This is a genomic window from Pseudoflavonifractor sp. 60, from assembly GCF_009911645.1.
Classification (GTDB): domain Bacteria; phylum Bacillota; class Clostridia; order Oscillospirales; family Oscillospiraceae; genus Lawsonibacter.
Genome location: NZ_QWKI01000022.1, coordinates 1 through 25708, shown reverse-complemented (window position 1 = coordinate 25708; position 25708 = coordinate 1). Strand labels below are relative to the sequence as shown.

General features: G+C 62.0%; 23 protein-coding genes. 19 read left to right on the top strand and 4 right to left on the bottom strand.

The features are described 5' to 3' along the window. Window positions 1–357: 357 nt before the first annotated feature. The 3 genes from D1646_RS02635 to D1646_RS02625 all read right to left on the bottom strand — a co-directional run bounded on the left by D1646_RS02635 (window position 358) and on the right by D1646_RS02625 (window position 7752). Complete coding sequence (locus D1646_RS02635; protein WP_160634950.1) at window positions 358–1395, bottom strand: hypothetical protein; 1038 nt, start codon at window positions 1393–1395, stop codon at window positions 358–360. Further along, window positions 1392–6638, bottom strand: coding sequence for a phage tail tape measure protein (locus D1646_RS22600; protein ID WP_201754526.1), 5247 nt, complete (start codon window positions 6636–6638; stop codon window positions 1392–1394). The genes D1646_RS02635 and D1646_RS22600 overlap by 4 nt, the downstream gene beginning before the upstream one ends. A gap of 172 nt (window positions 6639–6810) precedes the next feature. Continuing rightward, window positions 6811–7752, bottom strand: coding sequence for a D-2-hydroxyacid dehydrogenase (locus D1646_RS02625; protein ID WP_160634949.1), 942 nt, complete (start codon window positions 7750–7752; stop codon window positions 6811–6813). A 177-nt stretch (window positions 7753–7929) separates the two neighbouring features. Here D1646_RS02625 and D1646_RS02620 point away from each other — a divergent pair, with 177 nt between their 5' ends. The 4 genes from D1646_RS02620 to D1646_RS02605 all read left to right on the top strand — a co-directional run bounded on the left by D1646_RS02620 (window position 7930) and on the right by D1646_RS02605 (window position 11081). Further along, window positions 7930–8862, top strand: coding sequence for a LysR family transcriptional regulator (locus D1646_RS02620; RefSeq protein WP_160634948.1), 933 nt, complete (start codon window positions 7930–7932; stop codon window positions 8860–8862). Between the two features lie 135 nt (window positions 8863–8997). Continuing rightward, a complete protein-coding gene (locus tag D1646_RS02615) occupies window positions 8998–9687 on the top strand; it encodes a hypothetical protein (protein ID WP_160634947.1) in 690 nt (229 codons plus the stop codon). Next, the gene (locus D1646_RS02610) at window positions 9674–10639 is read left to right on the top strand and encodes a hypothetical protein (protein ID WP_160634946.1); all 966 of its coding nucleotides are present in this window, start codon (window positions 9674–9676) and stop codon (window positions 10637–10639) included. The genes D1646_RS02615 and D1646_RS02610 overlap by 14 nt, the downstream gene beginning before the upstream one ends. 34 nt (window positions 10640–10673) lie before the next feature. Then, a complete protein-coding gene (locus D1646_RS02605) occupies window positions 10674–11081 on the top strand; it encodes a hypothetical protein (protein WP_160634945.1) in 408 nt (135 codons plus the stop codon). A 106-nt stretch (window positions 11082–11187) separates the two neighbouring features. Here the strand turns inward: D1646_RS02605 and D1646_RS02600 are convergent, their stop codons facing one another. Next, window positions 11188–12090, bottom strand: a complete 903-nt coding sequence (locus D1646_RS02600; protein ID WP_160634944.1) for a YegS/Rv2252/BmrU family lipid kinase — start codon at window positions 12088–12090, stop codon at window positions 11188–11190. A 173-nt stretch (window positions 12091–12263) separates the two neighbouring features. On the opposite strand from D1646_RS02600, the gene D1646_RS02595 reads away from it, so the two are divergent. From D1646_RS02595 to D1646_RS02525, 15 genes are all read left to right on the top strand, one after another. Beyond that, entirely contained in the window at window positions 12264–12977 is a 714-nt protein-coding gene (locus tag D1646_RS02595; protein WP_160634943.1) for an AzlC family ABC transporter permease, read from the top strand. Further along, the gene (locus D1646_RS02590) at window positions 12968–13303 is read left to right on the top strand and encodes an AzlD domain-containing protein (protein WP_160634942.1); all 336 of its coding nucleotides are present in this window, start codon (window positions 12968–12970) and stop codon (window positions 13301–13303) included. Before D1646_RS02595 ends, D1646_RS02590 begins: the two co-directional genes overlap by 10 nt. A 13-nt stretch (window positions 13304–13316) precedes the next feature. Continuing rightward, window positions 13317–14054 carry a 3-oxoacyl-ACP reductase FabG gene (gene fabG, locus D1646_RS02585; RefSeq protein ID WP_160634941.1) on the top strand — a complete coding sequence of 246 codons (738 nt, stop codon included), beginning with the start codon at window positions 13317–13319 and terminating at the stop codon, window positions 14052–14054. A 177-nt stretch (window positions 14055–14231) separates the two neighbouring features. Further along, a complete protein-coding gene (locus tag D1646_RS02580; protein ID WP_160634940.1) occupies window positions 14232–15335 on the top strand; it encodes a putative glycoside hydrolase in 1104 nt (367 codons plus the stop codon). Between the two features lie 240 nt (window positions 15336–15575). Next, a complete protein-coding gene (locus tag D1646_RS02575) occupies window positions 15576–15890 on the top strand; it encodes a hypothetical protein (protein WP_160634939.1) in 315 nt (104 codons plus the stop codon). After that, on the top strand, window positions 15890–17836 hold the full coding sequence (locus tag D1646_RS02570; protein WP_160634938.1) for a V-type ATP synthase subunit I: 1947 nt from the start codon (window positions 15890–15892) through the stop codon (window positions 17834–17836). The genes D1646_RS02575 and D1646_RS02570 overlap by 1 nt, the downstream gene beginning before the upstream one ends. Window positions 17837–17851: 15 nt before the next feature. After that, the gene (locus tag D1646_RS02565) at window positions 17852–18385 is read left to right on the top strand and encodes a V-type ATP synthase subunit K (RefSeq protein WP_160634937.1); all 534 of its coding nucleotides are present in this window, start codon (window positions 17852–17854) and stop codon (window positions 18383–18385) included. A gap of 12 nt (window positions 18386–18397) precedes the next feature. Next, window positions 18398–19081, top strand: coding sequence for a V-type ATP synthase subunit E family protein (locus tag D1646_RS02560; protein ID WP_160634936.1), 684 nt, complete (start codon window positions 18398–18400; stop codon window positions 19079–19081). A gap of 73 nt (window positions 19082–19154) precedes the next feature. Further along, the gene (locus tag D1646_RS02555; protein ID WP_160634935.1) at window positions 19155–20141 is read left to right on the top strand and encodes a V-type ATPase subunit; all 987 of its coding nucleotides are present in this window, start codon (window positions 19155–19157) and stop codon (window positions 20139–20141) included. Window positions 20142–20155: 14 nt separating this feature from the next. Next, a complete protein-coding gene (locus D1646_RS02550; protein ID WP_160634934.1) occupies window positions 20156–20464 on the top strand; it encodes a V-type ATP synthase subunit F in 309 nt (102 codons plus the stop codon). An 18-nt stretch (window positions 20465–20482) separates the two neighbouring features. Continuing rightward, the gene (locus D1646_RS02545) at window positions 20483–20632 is read left to right on the top strand and encodes a hypothetical protein (protein ID WP_160634933.1); all 150 of its coding nucleotides are present in this window, start codon (window positions 20483–20485) and stop codon (window positions 20630–20632) included. A gap of 68 nt (window positions 20633–20700) precedes the next feature. Further along, window positions 20701–22476 (top strand): V-type ATP synthase subunit A, encoded by a 1776-nt coding sequence (locus tag D1646_RS02540; RefSeq protein ID WP_160634932.1) that lies wholly within the window; start codon window positions 20701–20703, stop codon window positions 22474–22476. Continuing rightward, window positions 22473–23861: a V-type ATP synthase subunit B gene (locus D1646_RS02535; RefSeq protein ID WP_160634931.1), complete on the top strand. Its 1389-nt coding sequence runs from the start codon at window positions 22473–22475 to the stop codon at window positions 23859–23861. The genes D1646_RS02540 and D1646_RS02535 overlap by 4 nt, the downstream gene beginning before the upstream one ends. Next, window positions 23862–24569 carry a V-type ATP synthase subunit D gene (locus D1646_RS02530; protein ID WP_160634930.1) on the top strand — a complete coding sequence of 236 codons (708 nt, stop codon included), beginning with the start codon at window positions 23862–23864 and terminating at the stop codon, window positions 24567–24569. It abuts the gene before it with no gap. Between the two features lie 66 nt (window positions 24570–24635). After that, window positions 24636–25226: a hypothetical protein gene (locus D1646_RS02525; protein WP_160634929.1), complete on the top strand. Its 591-nt coding sequence runs from the start codon at window positions 24636–24638 to the stop codon at window positions 25224–25226. Window positions 25227–25708: the final 482 nt, after the last annotated feature.

Genomic DNA, 25708 nt, shown 5'->3' with positions numbered 1-25708 from the left:
TCCTAAGACAATCCCCCGCCCTCGCTTCGCTCAGGGGCCCCCTTTGCCAAAGGGGGCAAGCGGCTTCGCCGCTTGTGGGGCCCTGCTCCGCAGGGCCCATCCCTCGTCCCGCCCGCAGGCGGTCAGGCCCCTTTGAAAAGGGGCTCCCGCGAAGCGGGTGGGGATTGACTTGCAGGCACTGCTTCTACTTAAAAGCTCAAATAGAAGCAGATTTCCTAAGACAATCCCCCGCCCTCGCTTCGCTCAGCCCCCCCTTTGCCAAAGGGGGCAAGCGGCTTCGCCGCTTGTGCGCTCCTGCGGCGGGCGCGGAGCGTGGCCGTCCCGCTCCATGTGTGGCCGCAGAACCCACACGCAGGGTCAGCGGAGGGTCTCCGCCAGCTGGAGCAGCTGTTCCACCTGGGGGAAGGCCATGGGGCTCATATTATGGCGGAAGTGGTTGCCCGCGTCGTAGGCGGCCTGGGCCACGGACCACTGACTGTCGGTCATCTGGAGCTGGCCGTTGCGCTTAAAGTTGCGCAGGTGACGCACCTCCAGCTCGAAGACCTGTTCATAGGTGTTGGTGTGGGTCCCGATCATCTCCGCAAAGGGGAGCAGCTTCTGGCACTGGTCCTGGAGCTGAGTCAGCAGATGGACCCGCATATCCTCCGCAATGGGCAGCAGCAGGATCATCTGGGCCCGGCGGACCCGGCGGTCCAGGGTCTCGGCGTCCAGGTCCAGGCAGGCGGCGGCGGACTGGGGATCCCGGGCCAGCTCCTCCCTCTGGTCCAGCAGCAGCTCCACCAGACCCGGCTCCGGGCCGCACAGCTGGTCCAGCAGGTGGGTGAGGTAGGGCTTGAGCAGCTCGCGGCACGGGGTCTCGTTGGCGGCGATGGTACACAGCTGCACCGCGTCAAAGGGGCTGAAAGCCCCATCGGCGTCAAAGAGCTTCACCTTGCGCCGGGTCGGGATGGGACTGCGCCCCTCCAGAATGAAGATGGTCTCCCTGGCCGCCGGAGTGACCGCAAGCTGGGACAGCTGCTCCAGCCACAGGGCCAGCTGGTCCGGGTCGCAGGTCCGCAGCCAGACGACCCGCCCCCGCAGGCCGCCGGTCTGGGCCAGAAAGGCGGACAGCTTGGTGGTGGACAGAAAGTTAGAGGCCTGCTGGGGCAAAAAGCGCTCCACGAACCACTGGGGGGAGCCGTCCTCCGGCAGGTCCTCCGGCTCCTCCTGGCGGAAGTGGCCCACCTCCCGCTGGAGGCTCTCCAGGACCAGCTCCTGAAACTGGAAGTACCAGGGGATCTCCTGGGTGTGCCGCAGGAAGAAGCAGCCCCCCAGGGCCGCCTCCCGGCAGAAGCGGTCCAGGAACTGGGCGGGGCCGTGGAACTGGCTCCACCAGAGCTGGGCGAGATGACTCATGCCTGGTCACCTCCCAGCCGGTTCAGCCGGTCCAGCTCCGTCATAATGGTCTCCTCGTCCCCCATCATGTGGCGGAAGTTGGCGCCGTTGAAGGAGTAGCGCCCGTCCATCTGCATGAGGACGTTCAGCTCCTCCATCTCGGACAGAAGGATCTTCACGCTCTTGGGCTCCAGCTCGCACAGGCTGCGGATCTCAAAGCCCTCGTACACCTCTTGGATCTGCTCAAAGGTATAGCCCTCCACGCTGTCCTCGCTGGAGTCGTAGTAGCAGTAGGCCAGGCAGTAGGCCAGGGACCGGTAGTAGAGCTTGTCCTCCTCCACGTCCAGGGTTATGAAGAACTTGTTGCGGATCTGCTCCACAAAGTCCTCCTTCTGGAGCAGGCTGCGGATGGTGGCCTCGTCCAGCTGATAGGGGGGCATGGGCTCCTCTCCTGCCCGCCGGGTCCGCAGGGAGTCCACCAGCTGGCGGCAGTAGAACTGGATCAGGCCGGGGTAGTAGTTGCAGCTGAGCAAAATCTGGGACAGCAGCACATTCTGCTCCGGCTTCATGCGGAAGCCCAGGTAGTACAGGGGGAGCTCCAGCAGCTGACTGGCCTCCGGGAAGGTGAGGGGCTTGATGGTCCGGGAGCTGAGCTTGCCCAGCACACTGTTGCCCTTGGTGCCCTCCCGGGAGAAGCGCATGACGCTGTGCAGGCCGGCCAGCACGAACTTGAAGCGCCCGTTGGTGGCCGTCTCCAGCTGGTACAGGCACTCCACCGGCCGGTAGCGCAGGGCGCTGCTGGTCTCCAGGAAGCGGTCGGCCTCGTCCAGCAGAAGGAGGAAGCGCTTGACCTGGCTGCCCGGCCTGTCCATCCGCTCCTGAATGCGGTCACACAGCGCACCCCAGTCCTGGGGCGGGGCGGCCCGCTCTAAAAATCCCTCCTGGCACAGGCACTTGTATACCTCCGCCAGGGCCGCCTCATGGTCCAGGCGGCACATCTTATCGGTGTAGATGGCCCAGCAGCCCTTGGCCCGGTCGTCCACCAGGGAGGCGGCCCGGCGCAGCAGAGCGGTCTTGCCCAGCTGGCGGCCGCCATAGATAATGTTGGCCTGGCCGTTGCTTAAAATTTCCACCAGCTGGGTATCCCGGCCCATGAACATCTCCGGGGCGATGTTGCCCTCGGTGTAGGGGTTGCAGGAGTGGAAGGGCATGGCGCACTGCAGCAGGACCCGCGCCCGCTCCGCCTGGGGGTAGCGGGCCAGGAAGAGCATCAGGACCCGGTCCACCACAATGGCCACCGAGGGGTGGGCGCTGCCCTGCTTCAGCCTGCGGGCCAGCTCCCGCCGGTCAGCCAGGGGGATGGAGTAGTTGAGCAGGAAGATGGTGGGACGGCTGGCCAGGTTCAGGGCGTTGATCTTCAGCTCCAGCTCCTCCACAGTCTTCCTCCCGTTGAGGATGTACACATCCAGCCCCGAGTTGCCTCCCCGATCCGGAGCGGGGAAGAGCTCGGTTCCGTAGGCGGCGATGGGGTGGGGGTAGCTGAACACGTTGGCAGTGGAGGCATTCATCTCGATCCGGAACAGGCCGCCCCGGCGGGCCTCCACCCGGGAGGCGGGGAAGGCCAAGGCCTGGAAGAGGGTCTTCATCTGCTCCAGGTCGCTCTGCCCGTTCTGAGGCCAGGCACGCAGCAGCTTTTCCGCGTCCTCCCCCGCCTCGCCGCTGTTCAGGCTTCGAAACAGGTTGTACAGGGGTTCTTTGTCGTTCCGCTCGGCGCTGCGGCGCTGGAGGGTGCTGTAGGCGCTGAGGAAGCGGAGCAGATTGTCCTCTTCCTTGGATTGCTGGAGCACGTTGCCCTCCGGGGCCTGGGTGATGTGCTCATTGCGCACCAACTGCATATAGTCGTGGGCCACGCTGAACATCTTGTCGTTGAGCAGCCTCTCGATATCGTCGAAGATGGGGCAGGGGGGCGTGGTCTGCTTGAGCTGGTCGAACTCATAGCGGTATCGGGGCTCCAGACGCTCGGCGTTTTTGCGCACCGCCTCCAGACAGGCCCGCATCATGGAGAAGTAGCTGCCCCAGTTGCGGGACTCGTTGAAGTGCTCCCGCTGCTGTTTGGTGATGGCGGTGACCAGCCGCTCCTTGTGGGCGTTGTCCTCGATCTGACCGTAGGCGGCGGCCAGCTCCAGCTCCGCCCGGAAGCGGTTCTCCATGTCGGTCACCTTGGTGAGGGTTTTGCGGTCGTCCTCCTCCAGCCGGGCGTCGGCCAGGCGGGGCGGCATATTGCCGTGAAGCTCACACAGGCGCTGGATCAGCAGGGCGGAGCCGAAGTTTCGGAAGTCGGGCTGACTCTCGTCGCCCCCCAGGATCCGCTCCACCGCCGTGTCCCAGCTCAGGCCGGGGCTCTGCGCCATAGCCTGGTCGTGAAGCCGCAGCCGCTCCCAGGGCTCGTAGCCGGGGATCATGTACCGCACCGGCTCCAGCACGGGGCGGTACCCGGCGTCCAGCTCCATGTACCCGGTGCGCAGAAATTCCACATAGTAGAACTCACGGGAGGGGGCGTCGCCCTGGAGCATATCCAGCAGCTCCTGGAGGGTCTGGCCCAGCACCGCCTTGGCCCCCTGTTCGCAGATGCTGGAGGCCCCCGCCTTCTGGTTCTCCAGCTCCACCTGGGCCTGGCTCAGATAGTCGATGAGCTGATGGTGCCAGCGGTCTACCTCCGAGTTGTCCTTCAGAGTCCCGCCGCCGGTCTGATCCAGCCACTGGGCGCACAGGTCTATGCAGCTGGACATCCGGTTCAGCGCCTGGTTTCGGGCGGCGCCGGTGAGGACGCTGTTTTTGCCCCGCTTGGCGGGCGTCGACTGCCAGCCCCGGTCAATATAGCTGCTGATGCCGTTGGGGTCGGGCTCGCCGTGGTCGTTGAGCAGGTGGTTCTTTTCGCAGAAGGAGGCGACCTGGTCCCGGTGGGCAATGTCCTTTTCCTCAATGATTTTCAGCCGCTCCATCAGCTCGCTCTGGCTGCCGAAGAGCAGGTCGAACAGGTCCTTGATGCGATCCATTTTGGCGTTGATCTCATTCCATTTCCGGCCCCGGGTCTCCTGGGCCAGAGCCCCCAGCTCGTTCAGGCGCATACTCACATCCCCCTGGTGGCGGATCTGGCGGATGATCTGCCGGTCCATCCCCCGGCGCTGCTCCCGGATGAACTGGCTGAGCAGGCGGAAGGCCTGGCGCAGGGAGGGCAGCACGTCGTCTCCGGCAAAGCCCTGGAGGGAATCGGCGGACTGGAAATAGTTCTGACTCACTGCGCTGGACAGGGCCATGCGCAGGTAGGCGCTCACCCGCAGGTCCTGGAACACGGCCTCCCAGATACCCTCGCAGGGGGCGGCGTACACGTCGGACAGGCGGCTGCTGAGATACTCGCAGCTCTCCATGGGGTCGTCCAGGGCGTAGGCCAGCTGCATCTGGACGCCGGTGAGGGAGGGGTCAAACTCCGCCCCGGTGCGCAGCAGGCACAGGGCCAGGGGAAATTTCTCCGCCGCCGCCCACTGGGCCGCCTGCTCCGCCAGGTCCACAGAGGGCTTGTCCAGGTCGAACAGGTCAGAGTGAGGCTGGGGAGGGGTAGGCGGCACGGAAGGCGTGGGGGGCACAGGAGGCGTGGGCGGTACGGGAGGCGTGGGCGGTACGGGAGGCGTGGGCGGTACGGGAGGCGTAGGCGGTACGGGAGGGGTAGGGGGAGCGGGAGGCGTGGGAGAAGCGGAGGGGAAAAGCTCCAGCAGGTTCTTTTTGGTCCCGTCGGGCAGGAAGTAGCTTTCCGGGGTGTCCAGAGCGATCCACTCGGGCAGGGGCAGCTCCCAGTCCTCCAGCCGGTCCATCCACCTGGGGATGTCCTCTTCCCGGGGAATCACCGCCCACACCATATTGGGGACGGCGAAGTCGGGGGCGCTGGACTCGGGGGTGGTCAGCAGAGTACGGATATCTTCCGGGTTGTCCAGCCCCTCCAGAGAGACCATATAGCGGAACACCTCACCTGCCTTGCTGTCCATCCCAAAATCCGGGAAAAACTTCATCTGAAGCTGATACCGCGCGCACATTTCCCGGACCGCAAGTACCTCCATTTTCCAGTCCTTCAGCCGGGTGTCCTTGTGGAGCATCTCTATTGCCCGCTGGACTGTACAGGCGTGTTCTAATAATGCGCACGTAATATCTTCTTCCCTGAAAGCAGTCAGAAACTTCACAGGCCTTGGCAAATCCATTCTCCGCAGAATGTCTTGAAGGCTCTGCTTTTTTATACCTGCACACAGTTTAGAGGAGGCTTGGTAAAAAACTTGGTACGTCTCTCCCTGCCAGGTGATTTTGGTCAGCCAGCCGTCCCGCACTAGGTTAGACAGAAAGTTAGTCAGCTGCGGTTTTTGGAAGCAGATTAGCCAGTCCGCCACCACCATATAATTGAACAGATCAACTAGGATATCCCTCATGTCTCCTTTTTTCAGCAATTCCGCCAAGCGTTTGCTGGAGGGCTCCTGTTTTCGCTTGGGACCCTCAAAGGTTAGATTGGGGTCGGTCTGGGGGCGCGGGGGCTCCGGCGGCGGGGCCGGGGGCTTTTCCTGCTGGGGCGGCGAGGGGGCGGGCTTGGACTCCGGCGGCTTCTCCTGCTGGGGCGGCGGAGCCGGGGCGGGCTTCGGCATCTCCGTTGGCTCCTCCTCGCCGTCGGGCAGGGTCAGCTTGCCGCCATGGAGGCCGGTGAGAAATTCAACCCCCAGGGTGTCCAGAAAGGCGGTGAGGGTCTCCTGACTGCGGGCCACGTCGGGGGCGCCCACCTGCTCCAGCAGCAGCTGACAGGCGTCCAGCCAGCGCTGTTTCTCCTCCCCGTCCTCCTGGACCAGCTTCCGCAGACGCTCCTTGCGCTGGGGGAGCAGAAGGGCCAGACTGCTGTCGGTGGTCTCCAGGGCGCAGAACCGGCGGAGCAGCTGCTGATCCCGCTGACAGGCCTGCTGCCGCTCCAGCTCCTGCCCCAGCAGGTCCTTCGCCTGGGCCAGGTTCAGACTGCCCTCCAGCAGCTCCTGGTGCCGGGCCAGCAGCCTCTTTTGTGCAGCCACCAGCTGGAACAGCTCCGCCGCCGTCCGCTCCGCGCTGCCATCCATCAGCCACTGGCCGTCCTGGCACTGCCGGCATAGGGCGGTCAGCTGTCCGGCCAGCTGGTCCTCCTGCTGCCGGATTTCCTCCAGAACGCGCTGGGATTCCTGAAATTCCTGTAGTACATCGCTCATGTGTGTCAACACCCCGCTTGTCTTTATTTGCGCCCCCCCTCCAGGGAGGCGCGGTATTGTTATATTTTACTATATCCGCCGTCCGGTTGCAAGGAGGGATATCCAATTTCCCGAAATCGGGCAAAATCAAAGGGACCATCCCGGAGGACGGTCCCAATGTGGGCAGATGGATTTATTTCAGGTCCAGCGCGGCCTTCACCTTGCCGATGATGTGCAGGCCAATGGCCCGGGCGGCGTCCTCGGTCTGGGCGCCCAGATGGGGGGTCACGATGAAGTTCTCGCACTCGAAGAGGGGGGAGTCAAAGCCCGCGCCCTCGGTGAGCCCGCCGGCAGCCAGCTCGTTGGCCATCACGTCGGTGGCGAAGCCGCCCAGCTTGCCGGACTTGAGGGCCTCGTACATATCCTGCTCGTTGACGATGCCGCCCCGGGCCATATTCAGCACCACGGCGCCGTCCTTCATGCCGGCAATGGACTTGGCGTTAAACAGGTCCTTGGTCTCGGGGGTGAGGGGCATATGGATGGTGACGAAGTCAGACACCTTCAGCAGCTCCTCCACGCTGACGCCCCTGGTGGCCTCCTGGTCAAAGATATACTCGGGGAGGTAGGGGTCATAGGCCACCACGTACATCTGGAAGGCGTGGGCCAGCTTGGCAACCCGCTGTCCCACACGGCCGAAGCCCAGGATGCCCAGGGTCTTGCCCCGCAGCTCACGGCCCATGAACTTATACTTATCCCAGTTCTTGTTCACCTTCACGTCGGTGCAGGCGGGGATGGTGCAGCGGGAGATATCCAGCATTTTGGAGATGGTCAGCTCGGCCACGGCGTTGTCGTTGAGGCCGGGGGCGTTGAAGACCTGGATGCCCTTCTCCTTGGCGGTGTTCATGTCGATGTGGTTCAGGCCCACGGAGCACACGCCGATGATCTTCAGCTTCTTGGCGGCGTCCAGGATCTCCTTGTTGATGGCGGGGTCCACGCGCATAATCAGGACCTCGTAGTCACCGATCATGGAGGCCAGCTCCGCCTGGGTGGGGAGGATCTTGGTGTCAACCTCCATATACTTGCCCAGCTCAGCCGCAATGGCGGAGGAGACCACATCAATAATGAGACATTTCATAAACCAACATTCCTTCCTTTTTTGTGAATTTTTTTGGGCAGAGCCCATTTCATACTCTTACTGTTCACCATTATGCCATATTTTCGCCGGTTTGGGAAGTATCTTTTTGTTGAGGGTTGCCACAATCGTTTCGTTGTGGTAAAATGGAGTATCTTCCAAAAAAGGATGGATGGTTTTGTGAACTTTCAACATCTGAAATACTTCCTGATGGTGGCCGAGGAGCTGAACATCACCCGGGCGGCGGAGCGGCTGTACATCTCCCAGCAGTCCCTGTCCAACCACATCGGCAATTTGGAGCGGGAGCTGGACGTGAAGCTGTTCACCCGGTCGCCCAAGCTGTCCCTCACCTATGCGGGGGGGCTGCTGGTGGACACCGCGACCCAGATCCTGGACCTGCACAGCCAGTATCTGTCCAAGGTGGGGGACATCAACAAGCAGTATTTGGGGGTGTTGCGGGTTGGCATCTCCCACACCTGCGGCCTGGCTCTGCTGCCCGATATTCTGCCCCAATTCCGGGCCGAGTTCCCCCAGGTGGATTTTTCTCTCTTTGAGGGCAACTCCAACCAGCTGGAGGACGAGCTGTCCCACAGCAGAGTTGACCTGATTATCTGTTTCCAGCCCATTATCATGGAGGGGGCGGCCACCGTCCCGCTGACTGAGCAGCAGCTGGTGATGGTGGTGCCCAAGACCTTTACCGACCGCCTCTTCGGGGCCCAGGCAGAGGAGCGGCGGCGGCAGTTTGCCCAGGGGGCGGACATCCAGGCCTTTGAGCAGCTGCCCTTCGTGCTCATTAAGCGGGGCAACCGGACCCGCAGCATTGTGGACCAGTATTTCAGCCGGTATTTCTTCAAGCCCCAGCTGATCCTGGAGACGGAGAACACCGTCACGACCCTGGCAATGGCCCAGGCGGGCATCGGAGTCACCATCTGCCCAGAACTGTTTCTGCGGGCCATCCCCGCCCCCACGCCGGGCTCGGTGGGCGTGGACCTGTTCCCCCTCACCGACCCGTCCATGTTCAGCAAACTGGTGGCGGGCTACCGGGAGGGGCGCTACCTGTCCCACTTCGGCCAGCGGTTCATTGAAATGGCTCAGGAGACCCTGCGCAGATAGATGCGGTCCCAGCTTTAGAGGAAAGACCTGTCATACATCCGATATAAAGTGCCTTTTATCGAAATAAACAACAAACAAGGCGGAATTATTTTATAATATGGACCAACCAAAGAACTTACAGAAAGGATGGAAAGCATGGTATTCACTGTATCAGAAGCGGAGTTTCAGTTTCTGCGTGTGTTTTTTGAACTGCCGCAGCTTGCGGGATTCGAGGCGCTGCCGACTTTGGAGGAGTTGACGGGACTGGCCAAATCCTTGGAAGGCTTAGTGCAAAAGGAGTATTTGCATCAGGACGAAGAAGGAAAATACTTTCTGGAGGATGAGCTGAACTTTCTTCTCTCGGTTATGAAGCAGGCTGATTCGGCCTATGTCATTGAGGGACGGAGAAAACGATTTGCGGCCTACTTCAAAGAGGACGCCATCGTGCTGTTCATCATGGATGAAGCCTGTCAAATTATGTGGTTGCCATTTCTACCCTATCTGATTGGTGCGACTGCCAGTTTTTTAAACCCGTTTTTGAACTCCGAGACCAAGGAACTAGAGGGGTGTACATGGGAGGAACTGGACGAAGTCCGCAAGAAGTGGGGGGAGTCTGGATACGAGAAGGAGTGGACATTCACCTTTTTTCAGAACGGGGTAAAGAGAATAGAACGGATTTTTGAGATTTATTCCAATGGTACGCAGCAGCTTCTGTTCCGCCAGGAAGGAGAACATATTTTCGTATCCGCCCCCAACAAAGCAGACTGTGTGAACGCGGTGACAGAGGTTGTTGCACGCCTGCATGGAAATGCCATTCAAAAAGGAGAGAATTATGAGCGTAATTAGTGTATGTCCAGATCGTCTGGAGAAGGAGTCTGCCTCCATCATTCAGCTGGCCCAGACTCTACGGGACTATAACAAAACGGTCAGCAGCATATCCGTACGGTTAAGCATGAAAATTGTGGCACAGAGACGGTTAGACCTTATGTTGAAGGAGGCGAGCGAACAGATTTTGAGCGAGGCCGCCAAAATGGAGACCTTTGGCGGCGCCCTGGCCCAAATCGCCAGAAAGTACAAGGAGACGGAGACAAAGCTGACCAGCCTGTGCAATGACAAATTTGTTGCCCAGAGCCAGGAGAGCGATCAAATCAACCAGTTGCTTCAGACAATTAAGGAGAATCTACGCTCTGCACTTGTCCAACTTGGGCTTATAAAAGCGGAAAAGCAAGAGCGCGTAGAAGGAGAACCGGTGACCCAGCGGCAGGAACGAGAAATGGACCTGTATATGCGCAATGAGGCCACAAAACTGCGCAAAGAGGAGCGCTTCTCAGAGAAAACCTGGAAAAAAGCCTCCTTGGAGGAACGAAAAGAAATTTTGCAGGAGTATATCTCCCGCATCTCGGGCATTATGGGCCTTCCACCTGTAACGATCCAGTGGGATTACAAGGAGTCAGAGAACGGATATGTTACCATGGGCTACTATTCACAGAATGGTGATGTTGTCGCCATTAATGAATGGGTCCTGAGCGAGGGAGATAAGAATGGATTCCTGTCTTACGATCTGGTATCCACAGTTGCCCACGAGATGCGCCACTATTATCAGCGGGAGGCGGTCAGGCATCCAGAGAAATATGTTGTTACTGCCGATACGATTCAGAAATGGGAAGAGAGTTTTAATAACTATAGATCGCAGGAAGACTTTATGGTGGATTATGGTATGAGCAGCAGCGAGGCTTTCCGTGCCTATCAGGATCAGGCGGTCGAGGTGGATGCCCGGTGGTTTGAGGGGAAAAAATAGTTGCTTTGTGGGAAGCAATGGGAGAACATCTATTATGAAATATGTTATCACGCTCTTGCTGCTTTTGACCATAGGCGGGTGTTCCGCCATATTAGAGTCTGCGCAGCAACTGCCGGACCTGAGCGATGGTACGGCGGAGATTATAGATGACTCGCTGGAAAAGGAGGAGACAATAATGGAGAATCAGGATGCGGTGCAGGGGCTGGTGGATATTTGCGGCTGTTCGGAACGGACTGCACAGAGTTTGTGTACTACATTAGAACGGGCCATATCTGACCAGATATCCCAGGTGGAGGATGTTCCAAATGAGTTTTACAGAATATTAAAGGTCACATCCAATTCGGGAGATGTGTTTTTTGCGAAAATGATGAAAGGCTACTTTATCAGTAGGGTTTATGCAGATTCCATGGACGGAGAGGTTGTCTATACGGCTATTCGCTGACAGCCCGCAGCATATTTTTCAGACATGAACATAATAAATGCCGCCCCCGACTGACTATTTCGTCGGGGGCGGTTTATGTTGCTGCAGGGCAGAGGCTCTTTGAAGTTCAGGGGGACTTGGGGCGGATGATGTTCAGAGCCTTTTGGCGGTTGACCACCTGACTGACGCACTGGCTGCCGCCGAACTCGCCGTCGGCGGTCCAGGAGAGGGGCTGCTGGCAGGAGAAGGTGAGCTGCCGGGCCTGGAACTGGACCAGCGCCCCCGAGTGGTCGGCGGGGGAGAGGTTGACCAGCGCCTGGAGTCCGTCGGTGAGATCGGTGACATTCAGGGGCTTTTTCACCAGGGTCACCTCAAACAGGCCGTCGTCCAGCACCACCTGTTCCGCCTTGGGAGGCCGGATGCCGCCGATGGACTGGGAGTTGCTCACCATGCCGAAGTAGAAGTCGTCCTCCAGCGCCTGGCCGTCAAACTCCAACTTCAGGTGGTAGGGGGCGATGGTGGGCAGGGAGGCGATGCCGGCGAAGATATAGGCCAGGTGTCCGAAGGTGTTTTTCAGCTCCTGGGGGGTGTCGTAAGCCACCTTGGTAAACGCGCCGAAGGCGGCCACATAGACGAAGGGGCGGTCCTGGAGCAGGCCGATGTCCATCGGCATGGGAACGCCGGTGCCCGCGGCCACCAGAGCGGCTTCCCGGGGCTTGCGGGGCAGGCGGAGGGTCGTGGCGCAGTCGTTGGTGGAGCCGAAGGGGATGTAGCCCAGGGGGGGCGGGTCCTTCAGGTCCATCAGCCCTCCGGCGGTCTCGCTGAGGGTCCCGTCCCCTCCGGCGCAGACGACCCGGTCAAACTGGGGGCCCATCTCCCGGGCGATGCGCACGGCGTCCCCCTTGCACTGGGTTGGGTAGGCGGTGGTGATCCAGCCCGCCTTGGCGAACACGTCCAGCACGTCGGCCAGGGCCCCCTTCACCTGCCCGGTGCCGGAGGTGGGATTATAGATAAACAACAGCCGGTTCATAGGGATTCCTCCGGGGCAATGAAGATATTGATACATATTATAGAGGGCAAATCCAAAAAATCAAGATGGTTGAAAAAACTTTATCCTGTCTTAACGCAGAGGCTTGCGTCCGGGGGGAAAATCGAGTAGAATAGGGGAAAACTGCTGAGAGATGAGATAGAGGTGTTTCCGCCATGGACCGAAAGACCCTGGCCGCCGCCTTTCCGGTGACGGTCCCTGTGCTCATGGGCTATCTGGCCATTGGAATGGCCTTTGGGCTGATGCTGCAATCCGCCGGCTATGGGGTTGGCTGGGCGGTGCTGATGAGCGCGGTGATCTATGCCGGCTCCGGCCAGTACCTGGGGGTGTCCCTGCTGGCGGCGGGGGCCTCCCTGCCCCAGACGGCTTTCTTGACCCTGATGATCAACTTCCGCCACCTGGTCTACGGCCTGTCCATGCTGGAGAAGTTCCGGGGCATGGGGCGGCGGAAGCTCTATATGATCTTTTCCCTCACCGACGAGACCTATGCCCTGCTCTCCTCCGCACGGGCCCCGGAGGGAGTTGACGAGCACGACTTCTTCTTTCTGGTGTCGCTGCTGAACCAGAGCTACTGGATCCTGGGGTCGGCTGTCGGCTCCCTGCTGGGGTCGGCCCTGGGCTTTGACACCACGGGGGTCGATTTCGCCATGACCGCCCTGTTCCTGGTCATCGCCGTGGGCCAGTGGCGGAGCGCCGACAGCCACCTGCCCGCTCTGCTGGGGGGCGGGGCAACCCTGGCCAGCCTGCTGGCGGTGGGGGCGGAGGATATGCTCCTGCCCGCTCTGGCCGTCATTGTTATTGCCCTGACCCTGCTGCGGCCCCGGCTGGACACCGGAGAGACAAGAGAGGAGGAGAAGCCATGCCCCTGACCCCCGCCCAGACCCTGGCCTCCATCGCCGTGATGGCCGGGGTCACCTTTCTAACCCGGGCCCTGCCCTTCCTGCTCTTCGACCGGGGAGAGCGGCCGCCCCGCATTGTCCTCTACCTGGGTAAGGTGCTGCCCCCCGCCATTATCGCCATGCTTATCGTCTACTGCCTGAAGGGGGTCTCCTTCGCCTCCCCTGCGGGCTGGGTCCCCCCGCTGCTGGCCGGGCTGGCGGCGGTGGTCCTCCACCTCTGGAAGGGCAACGACCTGCTGTCCATCTTCGGGGCCACAGTGTTCTATATGATTTTAGTCCAGGGGGTATTCGTGTGAGGGAGGCCGATTTATGTCCAACTCTGTGCTGATTACCGGCGGGTCCCGGGGCATCGGGGCGGCGGCGGCCCGCGTCTTTGCCCGGGAGGGCTGGGATGTGGCGGTCAACTACAACGCCAGCGGGGAGGCGGCCCGGGGGCTGGTCCGGGAGCTGACCGCCCTGGGGGTCCGGGCCGTCCCCATCCAGGCGGACGTGTCCCGCTCAGAGGAGGCGGAGGGGCTGGTGCGGGAGGCGGAGGCCGCCCTGGGCCCTCTGGACGCCCTGGTGTGCAGCGCAGGGATCGCTCTGCCCCAGCAGCTGCTCACCGACACCACGGACAGTCAGTGGCGGCGGCTGATGGGGACCGATCTGGACGGGGTCTTTTACACCGTTCGGGCCGCGGTGCCCGGCATGGTGCGGCGGAAACGGGGGGCCATTGTAACGGTGTCCTCCATGTGGGGGGTCACCGGCGGCTCCTGCGAGGTCCCCTACTCCGCTGCCAAGGCCGGGGTGATCGGGCTGACCCGGGCCCTGGCCAAGGAGCTGGGCCCCTCTCAGATTCGGGTCAACTGCGTGGCCCCTGGGGTCATCGACACGGATATGAACCGCCATCTGCCCCCCGATATCCTGGCCCAGCTGGGGGAGGAGGCCCCCCTGTGCCGGGTCGGGCAGGGACCGGAGGTGGCGGAGGTGATCCAGTTCCTGGCGTCGGAGCGGGCCTCCTTTCTCACCGGCCAGGTGGTCTGTGTGGACGGCGGCATGGTGATTTAAGGGATAAAAAAGAATATTTTAGAAAAAATCAAAGGAAAATTAAGATTTTTATTGGGGATCGCCTGTTGTAAAACGGGCGAAAACCTGATATAATAAATCGCTTTTAAAACAGTACCCATTGGGCTTTGCGTCCCGGCCCGCGCTGGCCGGAGGATTCCAGAACATGGGGGGAAAAGGATGGGCCGCTACAACCGTGATGTGGGCGGTTACCGGGGCCGCCGGACGATAACGGACATTTTAAAATTCATCGCTGCCGTGCTGGCGGTGCTGGTGGTGGTGGTGCTGGGGGGCATTTTTTACCTTCAGCGCTACGTGGTCTACACCGACGAGGGCGCCAAGCTGGAGCTGCCCCCCTTTTTGCAGTTCCTGCGCTGGGAGCGGGAGGAGCCGGAGCCGGCGGAGTCGAACACGCCCCCTGATCTCAGCGACGTCAGCTTTACCGAGGACCCGTCAGGCAGCGTGAGCGAGCCCGTCTCCGAGCTGGAGGAGCCCGCCGGCTTTGCCCTGGAGCTGCCGGTGAGCGACGTGGTCAGCGGAGCCGCCGCCGAAAAGCTGGCCCAGGCGGGGGCCCAGGCGCTGATCCTGGAGGTGAAGGACCAGGAGGGCCGTCTGGCCTGGCACAGCGGTCGGGCGGAGGCGGACCGGGCCCAGGTGAACGGCAGTCAGGCCAACAGCGACGCCCTGGCCCAGTGGAACCAGGGGGAGGTGTACACCATCGCCCGGGTGTGCTGCTTCCGGGACAACAGCATCCCCTACTACTACAATAAGCTGGCGTTGCGGGTCAGCGGGGGCAACTGGCGGGACGAGTTGGGCCTGCGCTGGCTCAGCCCCGCTCAGGAGGACGCCCAGGGCTATATCGCCGCGCTGTGCGGAGAGCTGGCCGGGCTGGGCTTCGACGAGATCGTGCTGGAGCAGTTTGCCTTCCCCACTGCGGGCAAGCTGGACCACATCACCAGGGGGGAGAACTACGACGCCGCCCAGTTCACCCCCCGGCTGGAGTCCCTTCTGACCCAAATTCAGCAGGCGGTGGAGCCCTATGGGACTAAGATATCCCTGCGGGTGGGGCGGGACACCCTCACCGGGGCGGAGACCAGCAGCGGCGTTACCGGGGCGCTGCTGGAGGGCTACGCCTTCCGGGTGTGGATGGATGAGGACGGTCTGCTGCCTCCCCTCCCGGACCTGCTGGAGCCGGCGGGGATCACCGGCGGGACGGAGCGGCTGGTGTCCATCGCCGGCGCCCGTACGGAGGGAAGCCAGCTGTTCCAGGCGGTTGTCCCCTAAAATGCGGAATTGACAGCAGCGCTCCGGCGCTCCAGGATGACGGGTTCTGCAAGGCGTCCGGCGAAGTCCCCTTCGCCGGACATTTTTTGCCGTCAAAAAGAAAAGTTCAAAAAAACGGGCAATCGCCGGGATTTGACCGGTTAAAAGCCAAGAAAAAGGACTTGAATTTTTTGGCGAAGTTTACTAAAATAAAGAATAGCGAATACCTTTATTCTCTGATGCAAAAAAGGTGGTGAAAACATGGCATTGGAAGCGATACAGACGGTAGCCCAAGCCGAGGCCAAGGCCAAGGCAGACCGGGAGGCCGCGGCGTCCCAAGCCAAGCAGCGGCTGGCAGAGGCCCAGCGGGAGGCAAAGCAGATTGTGGAGCAGGCCCGACAGCAGGCCCGTGAGGAGGCCCGCCAGATGATGGCCCAGGCGGAGGAACAGGCCGCCCAGGCGACTCAGGCGGCGCTGGAGCGGGCCGCCCAGGACTGCGAGACACTGAAGCAAAATGCCCGCGGGCGGCTGAAAGAGGCCGCGCAGCTCATTGTTGGAAGGGTCGTGGAACGGTAATGGCTATCGTAAAAATGAAGCGCCTGCGCATGGTGGGCATGACCGGCGACCGGGAGGAGCTGCTCCGTCTGCTCCAGCACATGGGCTGTGTGGAGATCGTCCAGCCCGAGGCGGACCCGGAGGACCCCCTGTGGGCCACTCTGGTCCCTCCGGAGACCGGCGGTCTGGCTGCGGCCCAGGAGGAAAAGAACCAGGCGGAGCGGGCCCTGGAGGTGCTCAAGCGGTACGCCCCTGCCAAGAAGGGACTGCTCTCGCCCAGACCCGGCGTCCGGGAGAATGAGCTGCTGGACCAGACCCGTGCCCAAAAGGCGCGGGAGGCGGCCCGGCAGGTCAACCTGCTGGACCGCCGGCTGGCCGCCATCCACGCTCAGGAGAACAAGCTGGAGGGCCAGCGCCTGGCGCTCCTCCCCTGGATGAGCCTGGACCTGCCCCTGGAGACGGGGTCCACCAGCCAGGTGACCGTTCAGCTGGGGACCCTGCCCGCCTCCGTCCCCATGGGACTGGCGGAGGGAGAGGTACAGGCCGCCGGAGAGCTGGCTCAGCTGACCCAGGTGTCCGCCGACAGGGACTCCAATTACTGTATGCTGGTGTGCCACAGCAGCCAGCAGGAGGGGGTCCTGGAGGCACTGAAGGCCCTGGGCTGGTCCCGGGCCAACCTGCGGGACTGGACGGGGACTGCGTCGGACAACCTGAACCGGCTGGCCCAGGAGGCCAAGGCTCTGGAGAAGGAGGCCGCCTCCATTGAGGAGCAGCTGAGGGGCATGGGCGAGCTCAACGCCCCCCTGCGGCAGCTGTCCGACCTGGCCGGCGTGGAGATCAGCCGGGAGGAGTCCCGGGGCAGTCTGCTGGAGACGGGGCAGACCTTCCTGTTGGAGGGCTGGGTCCCGGAGGAGAGCTGGCCGGAGCTGAGCAGGGCACTGGGGGCCTACCCCTGCGCCTGCGAGGTGACCGACCCCGCCCCGGAGGACTACCCCCAGATCCCGGTCAAGCTGAAAAACAATTGGTTCACAAAGCCGCTGAATATGGTGACGGATATGTACTCCCTGCCCGCCTATGGGAGCCTGGACCCCAACCCCCTGATGGCCCCCTTCTTTATCCTGTTCTACGGGATGATGATGGCGGACATGGGCTACGGCCTGGTGATGATGATCGCCGCTGTGGTGGTCATCAAAAAGGCCCAGCCCGACGGGGCCACCATGCGGTACATGATGCCTCTGCTGGGGCTGTGCGGTGTGAGCACCTTCCTGTGGGGTGCGGCTACCGGCGGCTTCTTCGGGGACCTGATCCCCCAGCTGCGGGCCATCCTCAGCGGCGGGGAGGCGGCGGACTACGCCCTGCCCAAGCTGTTTGACCCCCTGGACAAGGCGGTCAATGTGCTGGTGGGGGCGCTGGTCCTGGGCGTCCTGCAAATTTTCACCGGTATGGCGGTGAGTATGTACAAGCAGATCAAGGCGGGCGAGACCATGGCCGCCCTGTGCAGCGAGGGCGCCTGGTTCCTGGTGTTCATCCTGGCGGGAGCCGCCGCGCTGACCGGACAGGTCACCCCCTGCGTCATCGGGATACTGGCCGTTCTCGTGCTGACCCAAGGCTATGGCAAGAAGGGCGTCGTAGGCAAGCTGATGGGCATTTTTGGCTCGCTGTACAACAACGTCACCGGCTATTTCAGCGACATTCTGTCCTACTCCCGCCTGATGGCACTGATGCTGGCCGGCGCGGTCACCGCCCAGGTGTTCAATACCTTGGGCGCAATGACCGGCAACGTGATTGCGTTCTTTATCATCGCCATGGTGGGCAACGCGCTGAACTTTGCCCTGAATATTCTGGGCTGCTTTGTCCATGACATGCGTCTGCAATGTCTGGAGTACTTCGGACGGTTCTATGAGGACGGCGGAAAGCCCTTCCGTCCCCTGGATCTTGATACCAAATACTACAAGGTAGTAAAATAAGAGGAGGAAAATATCATGATTGACACTGCATTGGCTCTGGAAGCAACACAGCTGGGAACTCTCTTCGGCGGCTTTGGCGGCCTGGCTCTGGCCCTGTTGGGCGCTGGCCTGGCGGTGGGCCTGAGCTGCGTGGGCTCCGCCAAGGGCACCGGCATCGCCGGCGAGGCCGGTACCGGCCTGCTCAGCGAGGACCCCAGCAAGTCCGGTAAGGTCATGGTCCTGCAGCTGCTCCCCGGTACCCAGGGTCTGTACGGCATGGTGGTGTGGTTCTTCGCCATCAACAGCATGGGTCTGCTGGGCGGCGACTTCGACGCGATGCTGTCCACCATGACCGTCTCCCGGGGCATGGCCTACTTTGCCGCCTGTATGCCCATGGCGCTGGGCGGTCTGCTCTCCGCCATTGCTCAGGGCCGGGTTGCCGCCGGTTCCATCAACATTCTGGCTAAAAAGCCGGACGACTGGTCCAAGGGCCTGATCCTGTGCGGCATTGTGGAATTCTACGCCATCCTGTCTCTGCTGGCCTCCATGCTGATGCTGCTGCAGTTCTAAGGGGACGGACATATGGAAGGAATCGAAAAAATTACCGCCAAAATCGCCCAGGACGCCCAGGCCGACATTGACCGGCTGACGGCGGAGACGAACGCGAAGGCGGAGGCCATCCTGAGCGACGCCCAGACCCAGGCTCAGGCGGAGGCCGGCGATATTGTGGAAAAGGGACGCATGGCCGCCGCCGAGCGGCAGGAGCGTCTGGCGTCCGCCTCTCAGATGGAGCGGCGCAAGCTAGAGCTGGCCGCCAAGCAGGAGGTGCTGGGGGAGGCCTTTTCCCTGGCCCTGGAGAAGCTGTGTACCCTGCCTGAAAAGGAGTACATCGCCCTGCTGACCAAGCTGGCCCTGGAGGCCTCCACCTCCGGCAAGGAGCAGCTGATCTTCTCCCAGAAGGACCGGAACACCGTGGGCAAGCAGGTGGTCATGGCCGCCAACGACGCCCTGATCAAGGAGCGGGCCCCCGGCCTGCCCGAGGAGGTCACCAAGTCCCGCATGGGGACCCTGATGGATAAGCTGATCCACAACACCACCGCCATCGTCACCGGCGCGGGCCTGACCCTCAGCGAGGAGACCCGGGACATCAAGGGCGGCTTTATCATGGTGGACGGCGATGTGGAGATCAACTGTGCCTTCGAAACTCTGGTCCGCCTCCAGCGGGAGCAGATGGAGAAGACGGTGGCTGACGCGCTGTTCGCTTAACGCCTCGTCGTATGCAACATTTCAAAAATACCGGGCCGGGTCGCTGCGGACCCGGCCGGAGAGGAGGGATACTTTGTCCCACCGCAAAAAAGATACTGACTATCTGGCCATTTCCGCGCGGATCCGGGCCATGGAGAACCGCCTGCTGACCCGGGAGCGGATGGACCGGATGATTGAGGCCCGGGACAACGCTGAGGCTATGAAGCTGCTGGCCGAGTGCGGCTACAACGACGCCGCCGGGCTGGACGAAGCGCTGGCTCAGGCGCGGGCCCAGGTGTTCAAGGACATGGAGCAGGGGGCCCCTGACCCCCGGCTGGTGGAAGTGTTTCAGATCAAATACGACTATCACAACGCCAAGACGGTGCTCAAGGCCCAGGCCGTGGGCGCCGACCCGGAGCGGCTGCTGCTGGCCGGCGGACGGTACGACCCGGCCCAGCTGTGGGACGGCTGGAAGCGGGAGGCCCTCAGCGGCGTCAGCGAGACCTTTAAAAGGGCTATGACCCAGGCCAAGACCGCTCTGGCAGAGGGGGGCGACCCCCAGCAGGCCGATCTGATCCTGGACCGGGCCTGCTACGGCGAGATGGCCCAGCTGGCAAAGGAGCTGGAGAGCCCCTTCCTCCAGGGCTATGTGCGCCTGTCGGTGGACGTGGCCAACCTGCGCACCGCCGTCCGGGTCCACCGCATGGGCAAGGAGGGCGACTTCCTGCGGCAGGTGCTGCTGCCCGGCGGAAATGTGTCCGAGGGGTCCATTGCCGCCGCCCGGGGAGAGGCCCTGGGGGAGGTGTTCCGGTCCGGCCCCCTGTCCCAGGCTGCCGAGCTGGGGGCCAAGCTGGCCGTACCCGGAGGGGAGTCCCTCACCGCCTTTGAGCGGGAGTGCGACAACGCCCTCACCAACTACCTGGCCGCCGCCCGCCGCATCCCCTTCGGGGAGGAGACGGTGATCGGCTACCTGTACGCCAAAGAGCTGGAGTTTACCGCCATCCGGGCCATCTTCGCCGGACGGGCGGCAGGGCTGGATGGGGACACCATTCGCGCCCGGCTCCGGGAAACCTATGTGTAAGGGGGGCCGCGCAGATGTATAAAATCGCTGTGATGGGCGACAAGGACAGCGTGCTGGGCTTTAAGGCCCTGGGGCTGGAGGTCTGCCCTGTGGACTCCCCCGAGCAGGCCCGGGAGGCCCTCCACCGTATGGCGAAGGAGAACTACGCCATCATCTATATGACCGAGCAGCTGGCCGCCCAGCTCCCCCAGGAGATTGCCCGCTACAAGGACGCCCTCACCCCCGCCATTATCCTGGTTCCCGGCAAGGAGGGCTCCCTGGGCATCGGTATGGCCAACGTGAAAACCGCTGTGGAGCGGGCGGTCGGCGCGGATATTCTGTAAATTAAGGAGTGATCGACCATGGGCGCCAGTGAGATCATCGGTGTGCTCCTGTTGATTGCGGGTATTTGCGTACTCCAGTTTGTCGGCGGATCAGCCGGACTGATTGGAGGCATCGTCCTGGTCGGGGCGGGCATTGTGCTGGCTGGAGTGTTCCGGCGGCGCAAATAGCCTCTGCGGACGATGATTGAGAAGCATTGGAAGTAAAAATCAACCCAGAAAGAAGGTTTGCAAAGCCTATGGGAAAAATTGTTAAGGTCTCCGGCCCGCTGGTGGTGGCCACCGGCATGGAGGAGGCCAACATGGCCGACGTGGTCCGTGTGGGCGAGCAGCGTCTGATTGGTGAGATCCTCACCATGACCGGCGGCTCCGCCTCCATCCAGGTCTATGAGGAGACCTCCGGCCTGGGCCCCGGCGCCGACGTGGTCACCACCGGCGCCCCGCTGTCCGTGGAGCTGGGCCCCGGCCTGATCGAGAACATTTACGACGGCATCCAGCGTCCGCTGGAGGTCATTATGCAGAAGGTCAAGGGCAACAACCTGCCCCGCGGCGTGGAGGTGCCTGCCCTGGACCGGGAGAAGAAGTGGGACTTCACCCCTGTAGTCAAGGCCGGCGATCAGGTGGTGGGCGGCGATATCATCGGCACCGTCCAGGAGACCCCCTCCATCCTCCACAAGATCATGATCCCCCCCAGAATGAGCGGCACCATTGAGTCCATCCAGTCCGGCTCCTTCACTGTGCTGGACAAGATCGCCGTGCTGGTGGACGAGAAGGGCCAGAAGCACGAGCTGACCATGATGCAGAAGTGGCCCGTTCGTGTGGGCCGCCCCTACAAGCACAAGTACCCCCCGGTGATCCCTCTCCAGTCCGGCCAGCGGATCGTGGACACCTTCTTCCCCGTGGCCAAGGGGGGCACCGCCGCCATCCCCGGCCCCTTCGGCAGCGGCAAGACGGTGATGCAGCACGCCCTGGCCAAGTGGTCCGACGTGGACCTGGTGGTCTACATCGGCTGCGGCGAGCGGGGCAACGAGATGACCGACGTGCTCCGGGAGTTCCCCGAGCTGGTGGACCCCCGCACCGGCGAGTCCCTGATGAAGCGGACCGTCCTTATCGCCAACACCTCCGACATGCCGGTGGCCGCCCGTGAGGCCTCCATCTACACCGGCATTACCATCGCCGAGTACTTCCGGGACATGGGCTACGCCGTGGCCGTCATCGCCGACTCCACCTCCCGCTGGGCCGAGGCTCTGCGCGAGATGTCCGGACGTCTGGAGGAGATGCCCGGCGAGGAGGGCTACCCCGCCTACCTGTCCTCCCGTCTGGCCCAGTTCTACGAGCGGGCCGGCTCCGTCTCCTGCCTGGGCTCCGACGAGGACCGCCGGGGCAGCCTGACCGCCGTGGGCGCGGTCTCCCCTCCGGGCGGCGACCTGTCCGAGCCCGTCTCTCAGGCCACCATGCGGATCGTCAAGGTGTTCTGGGCCCTGGACGCCTCCCTGGCCTACCGCCGCCACTTCCCCGCCATCAACTGGCTCAACTCCTACTCCCTGTATCTGGACTCCCTGAAATCCTGGTACGATGAGAACCTGGGCAAGGACTTCCTCCTGAACCGGGAGTGGGCTATGGCCGTCCTCCAGGAGGAGGAGAGCCTGAACGAGATCGTCCAGCTGGTGGGCAAGGACTCCCTGTCCGCCAAGGACCAGATCACCCTGGAGACCGCCAAGGTCATCCGGGAGGACTTCCTCCAGCAGAACTCCTTCGTGGATATTGACTCCTACTCCGAGTACGACCGGCAGGCCAGGATGCTGGCCCTGATCCGGGACTACGACAGCCAGTGCCGGGCTGCCGCCGAGAAGGGCGGTTCCCTCGCCGCGCTGTTTGAGATCCCCTCCCGGGAGGGCATCGGCCGGGCCAAGTCCGTCCTGCCTGAGGAGTACAAGGAGAACTACGCCGCCCTCCAGGCTCAGATGGAGAAGGAGATTGCCGAAATTGGGGAGAAAGGAGCGGATGCACTGTGATTCGTGAATATAAAACCATCCAAGAGATCTCCGGCCCCCTGATGGTGGTCAACCGGGTCCAGGGCGTCACCTATGACGAGCTGGCCGAGATCGAGCTCTCCGACGGCACCGTCCGCCGCTGTAAGGTGCTGGAGGTCAACGGCGACACCGCCGTGGTCCAGCTGTTCGAGGCCTCCGCCGGCATCAACCTGGCCGAGTCCAAGATCCGCTTCCTGGGCCACCCCCTCCAGCTGGCCGTGTCCGGCGATATGCTGGGCCGGGTCTTCAACGGCATGGGCCAGCCCATGGACGGCGGCCCCGCCATCCTGGCCGATGAATACCGGGATATTAACGGCCTGGCCATGAACCCCGCCGCCCGGGACTACCCCAACGAGTTTATTCAGACGGGCATCTCCGCCATCGACGGACTGAATACCCTGGTCCGCGGCCAGAAGCTGCCCATTTTCTCCGGCTCCGGCCTGCCCCACGCCAACCTGGCCGCCCAGATCGCCCGCCAGGCCAAGGTGCTGGACGGCGCCTCCAACTTCGCCGTGGTCTTCGCCGCCATCGGCATCACCTTCGAGGAGTCTAACTTCTTCGTGGAGGAGTTCCGCCGCACCGGCGCCATCGACCGCACCGTCCTGTTCACCAACCTGGCCAACGATCCCGCCGTGGAGCGTATCGCAACTCCCCGTATGGCCCTCACTGCCGCGGAGTACCTGGCCTTTGAGAAGGGGATGCACGTGCTGGTCATCCTCACCGATATCACCAACTACGCCGAGGCCCTGCGCGAGGTGTCCGCCGCCAAGAAGGAGGTCCCGGGCCGCCGCGGCTACCCCGGCTACCTGTACACCGACCTGGCCACCATGTACGAGCGGGCCGGCCGTCAGCTGGGCAAGGAGGGGTCCATCACCATGATTCCCATCCTCACCATGCCCGAGGACGACAAGACCCACCCCATCCCCGACCTGACCGGATACATCACCGAGGGGCAGATCATCCTCTCCCGGGAGCTGTACCGCAAGGGCATTATCCCGCCCATCGACGTGTCCCCCTCCCTGTCCCGTCTGAAGGACAAGGGCGTGGGTCCCGGCAAGACCCGGGAGGACCACGCCAACACCATGAACCAGCTCTTTGCCGCCTACTCCACTGGTAAGGAGAACAAGGAGCTGATGTCCATTCTGGGCGAGGCGGCCCTGTCCCCCACCGACCTGCTGTACGCCAAGTTTGCCGACGAGTTTGAGAAGCGGTACGTGGCTCAGGGGCCCGAGGAGAACCGCTCCATTCAGGAGACCCTGGACCTGGGCTGGGACCTGCTGTCCATCCTGCCCCGGGGCGAGCTGAAGCGGATCAAGCCCGAGTATATCGAGAAGTATATGCCCAAGAAGGATCAAGGGGGGGTATAAATGCCTTCCGCAACTATAAACCCAACCCGACAGGAGCTGAACCGGCTGAAAACCCGTCTGCGCACCTCCATGCGGGGCCACAAGCTGCTCAAGGACAAACGGGATGAGCTGATGAAGCAGTTCATGGACGTGGTCCGGGAGAACCGCGCTCTGCGCAAGCGGGTTGAGGAGGAGCTGATGCGGGCCCACGGCGCCTTTACCGTGGCCGCCGCCCTCATGTCCCCGGAGATGCTGGAGCAGTCGCTGCTCTACCCCAAGCAGAGCGTGGAGCTGGACATGACCTTCCAGAACATCATGTCGGTGGATGTGCCCCAGTACCAGTTCCGCACCAGCAGCCAGGACCCCGGCGAGGTCTATCCCTACGCCTTCGCCCAGACCAGCGGCGAGCTGGACGACGCCGTGGATGCCCTGTCCCGGGTGTTCAGCGACATGCTGAAGCTGGCGGAGATCGAGAAGACCTCCCAGCTGCTGGCGGAGGAGATTGAGAAGACCCGCCGCCGGGTCAACGCCCTGGAGTACGTGAAGATCCCCGAGATGCAGGCCAATATCAAGTATATCACCATGAAGCTGGATGAAAATGAGCGCTCCAACACCATTCGGCTGATGAAGGTGAAGGATATGATCCTGAAGGAGGCCATCGAGGAGAAGCGGGCCGAGACCGCTCAGGCCATCGAGACCTTTGGCGGGGCGGCGTCGTCACAGGCGTAACGCAAAGAGGTACTGTCTGGGAGTCCCGGGCAGTACCCTTTTTTGTACAAGGAGGAACACAGTGCCATGAGTTTAGTCCAGGCGGTCATCTGCGACCAGTTCGCCCTGGTCTGCGGCGAGCAGCAGCTGAAGCTGAGCAGCGGCAGCGTACTGCATAATTTCCGAAAAGTTTTTAAGCTGAACGAATATGTGATAATCGGCCTGTCGGGGGCCGTTGACGACAACTACTACCTGTTTCAGGACTACCTGAATGTGGATTTTACCCTGAAGGGGGACTGCCAGGACAGTCTGGAGGAGGTCTTCGACAGCGTCACCGCCCGGTACCAGGAGATGTCCAGCCAGGGGGAATGCGACGTGTTCAGCCTGGTCTGCGGCTGGAACGGCTTGGGCTTCGAAGCCAAGACCTTCTTTGTCAACTCCGACCCCGCAGTGCGGAATCGGATCACCGATGTGGCGCCTGAACACGCCCAGGACGCAAAGGTGATCTCCTGCGGCGACGACCGGCACTATGACAACCTGATTGCCGGGGTGAACCGGTACGGCGCGGATGTCTACGGCATCCAGCGGGCCTTCCGGGACGTGCTGGCTCAGGGGGTCATGTTCGATGATTTTATCGACAAAAACGCCCAGTTTGAGCTTATCAGAAGGCCGGGGTGAGGAGCGGTAAAAATTCTCTTGTATTAGTGGAAACAAGGTGGTCAAATAATCTACAAAAGAGTTGAACAAAGCCGCTGTAGATACCCAAAAGGAGCCCCGGAGAACTGAACTGCACCCCATTTGTTAGACAAGTATGGTATATGATCTAGCAAGTGGGGTGATTTATTATGCCAAAGGGAGTGCCAACGCCAACCCGAAATGTCAATTATCGCCGGTTAGCACAGACGTGTATACAGCCCTTCCATACAACCCCACTTGCCAGTTTGAAGCCCGTCAAGCCCTGATTTATCAGCTTCGGCGAAAAACTACAAAATCGCACTGGCGCTGACAGACCTGTGCCAAGCGGGGATTTCGTAAAATTTTATGTTGAATTTTACAGCGGCCTGGGGTATACTAAGGAGAGAAAGGAGTTGAGCTGTATGCCTAATATTAAACCCGTCTCCGACCTGCGCAACTACGGCGAAGTGTTACAGGACGTTGTC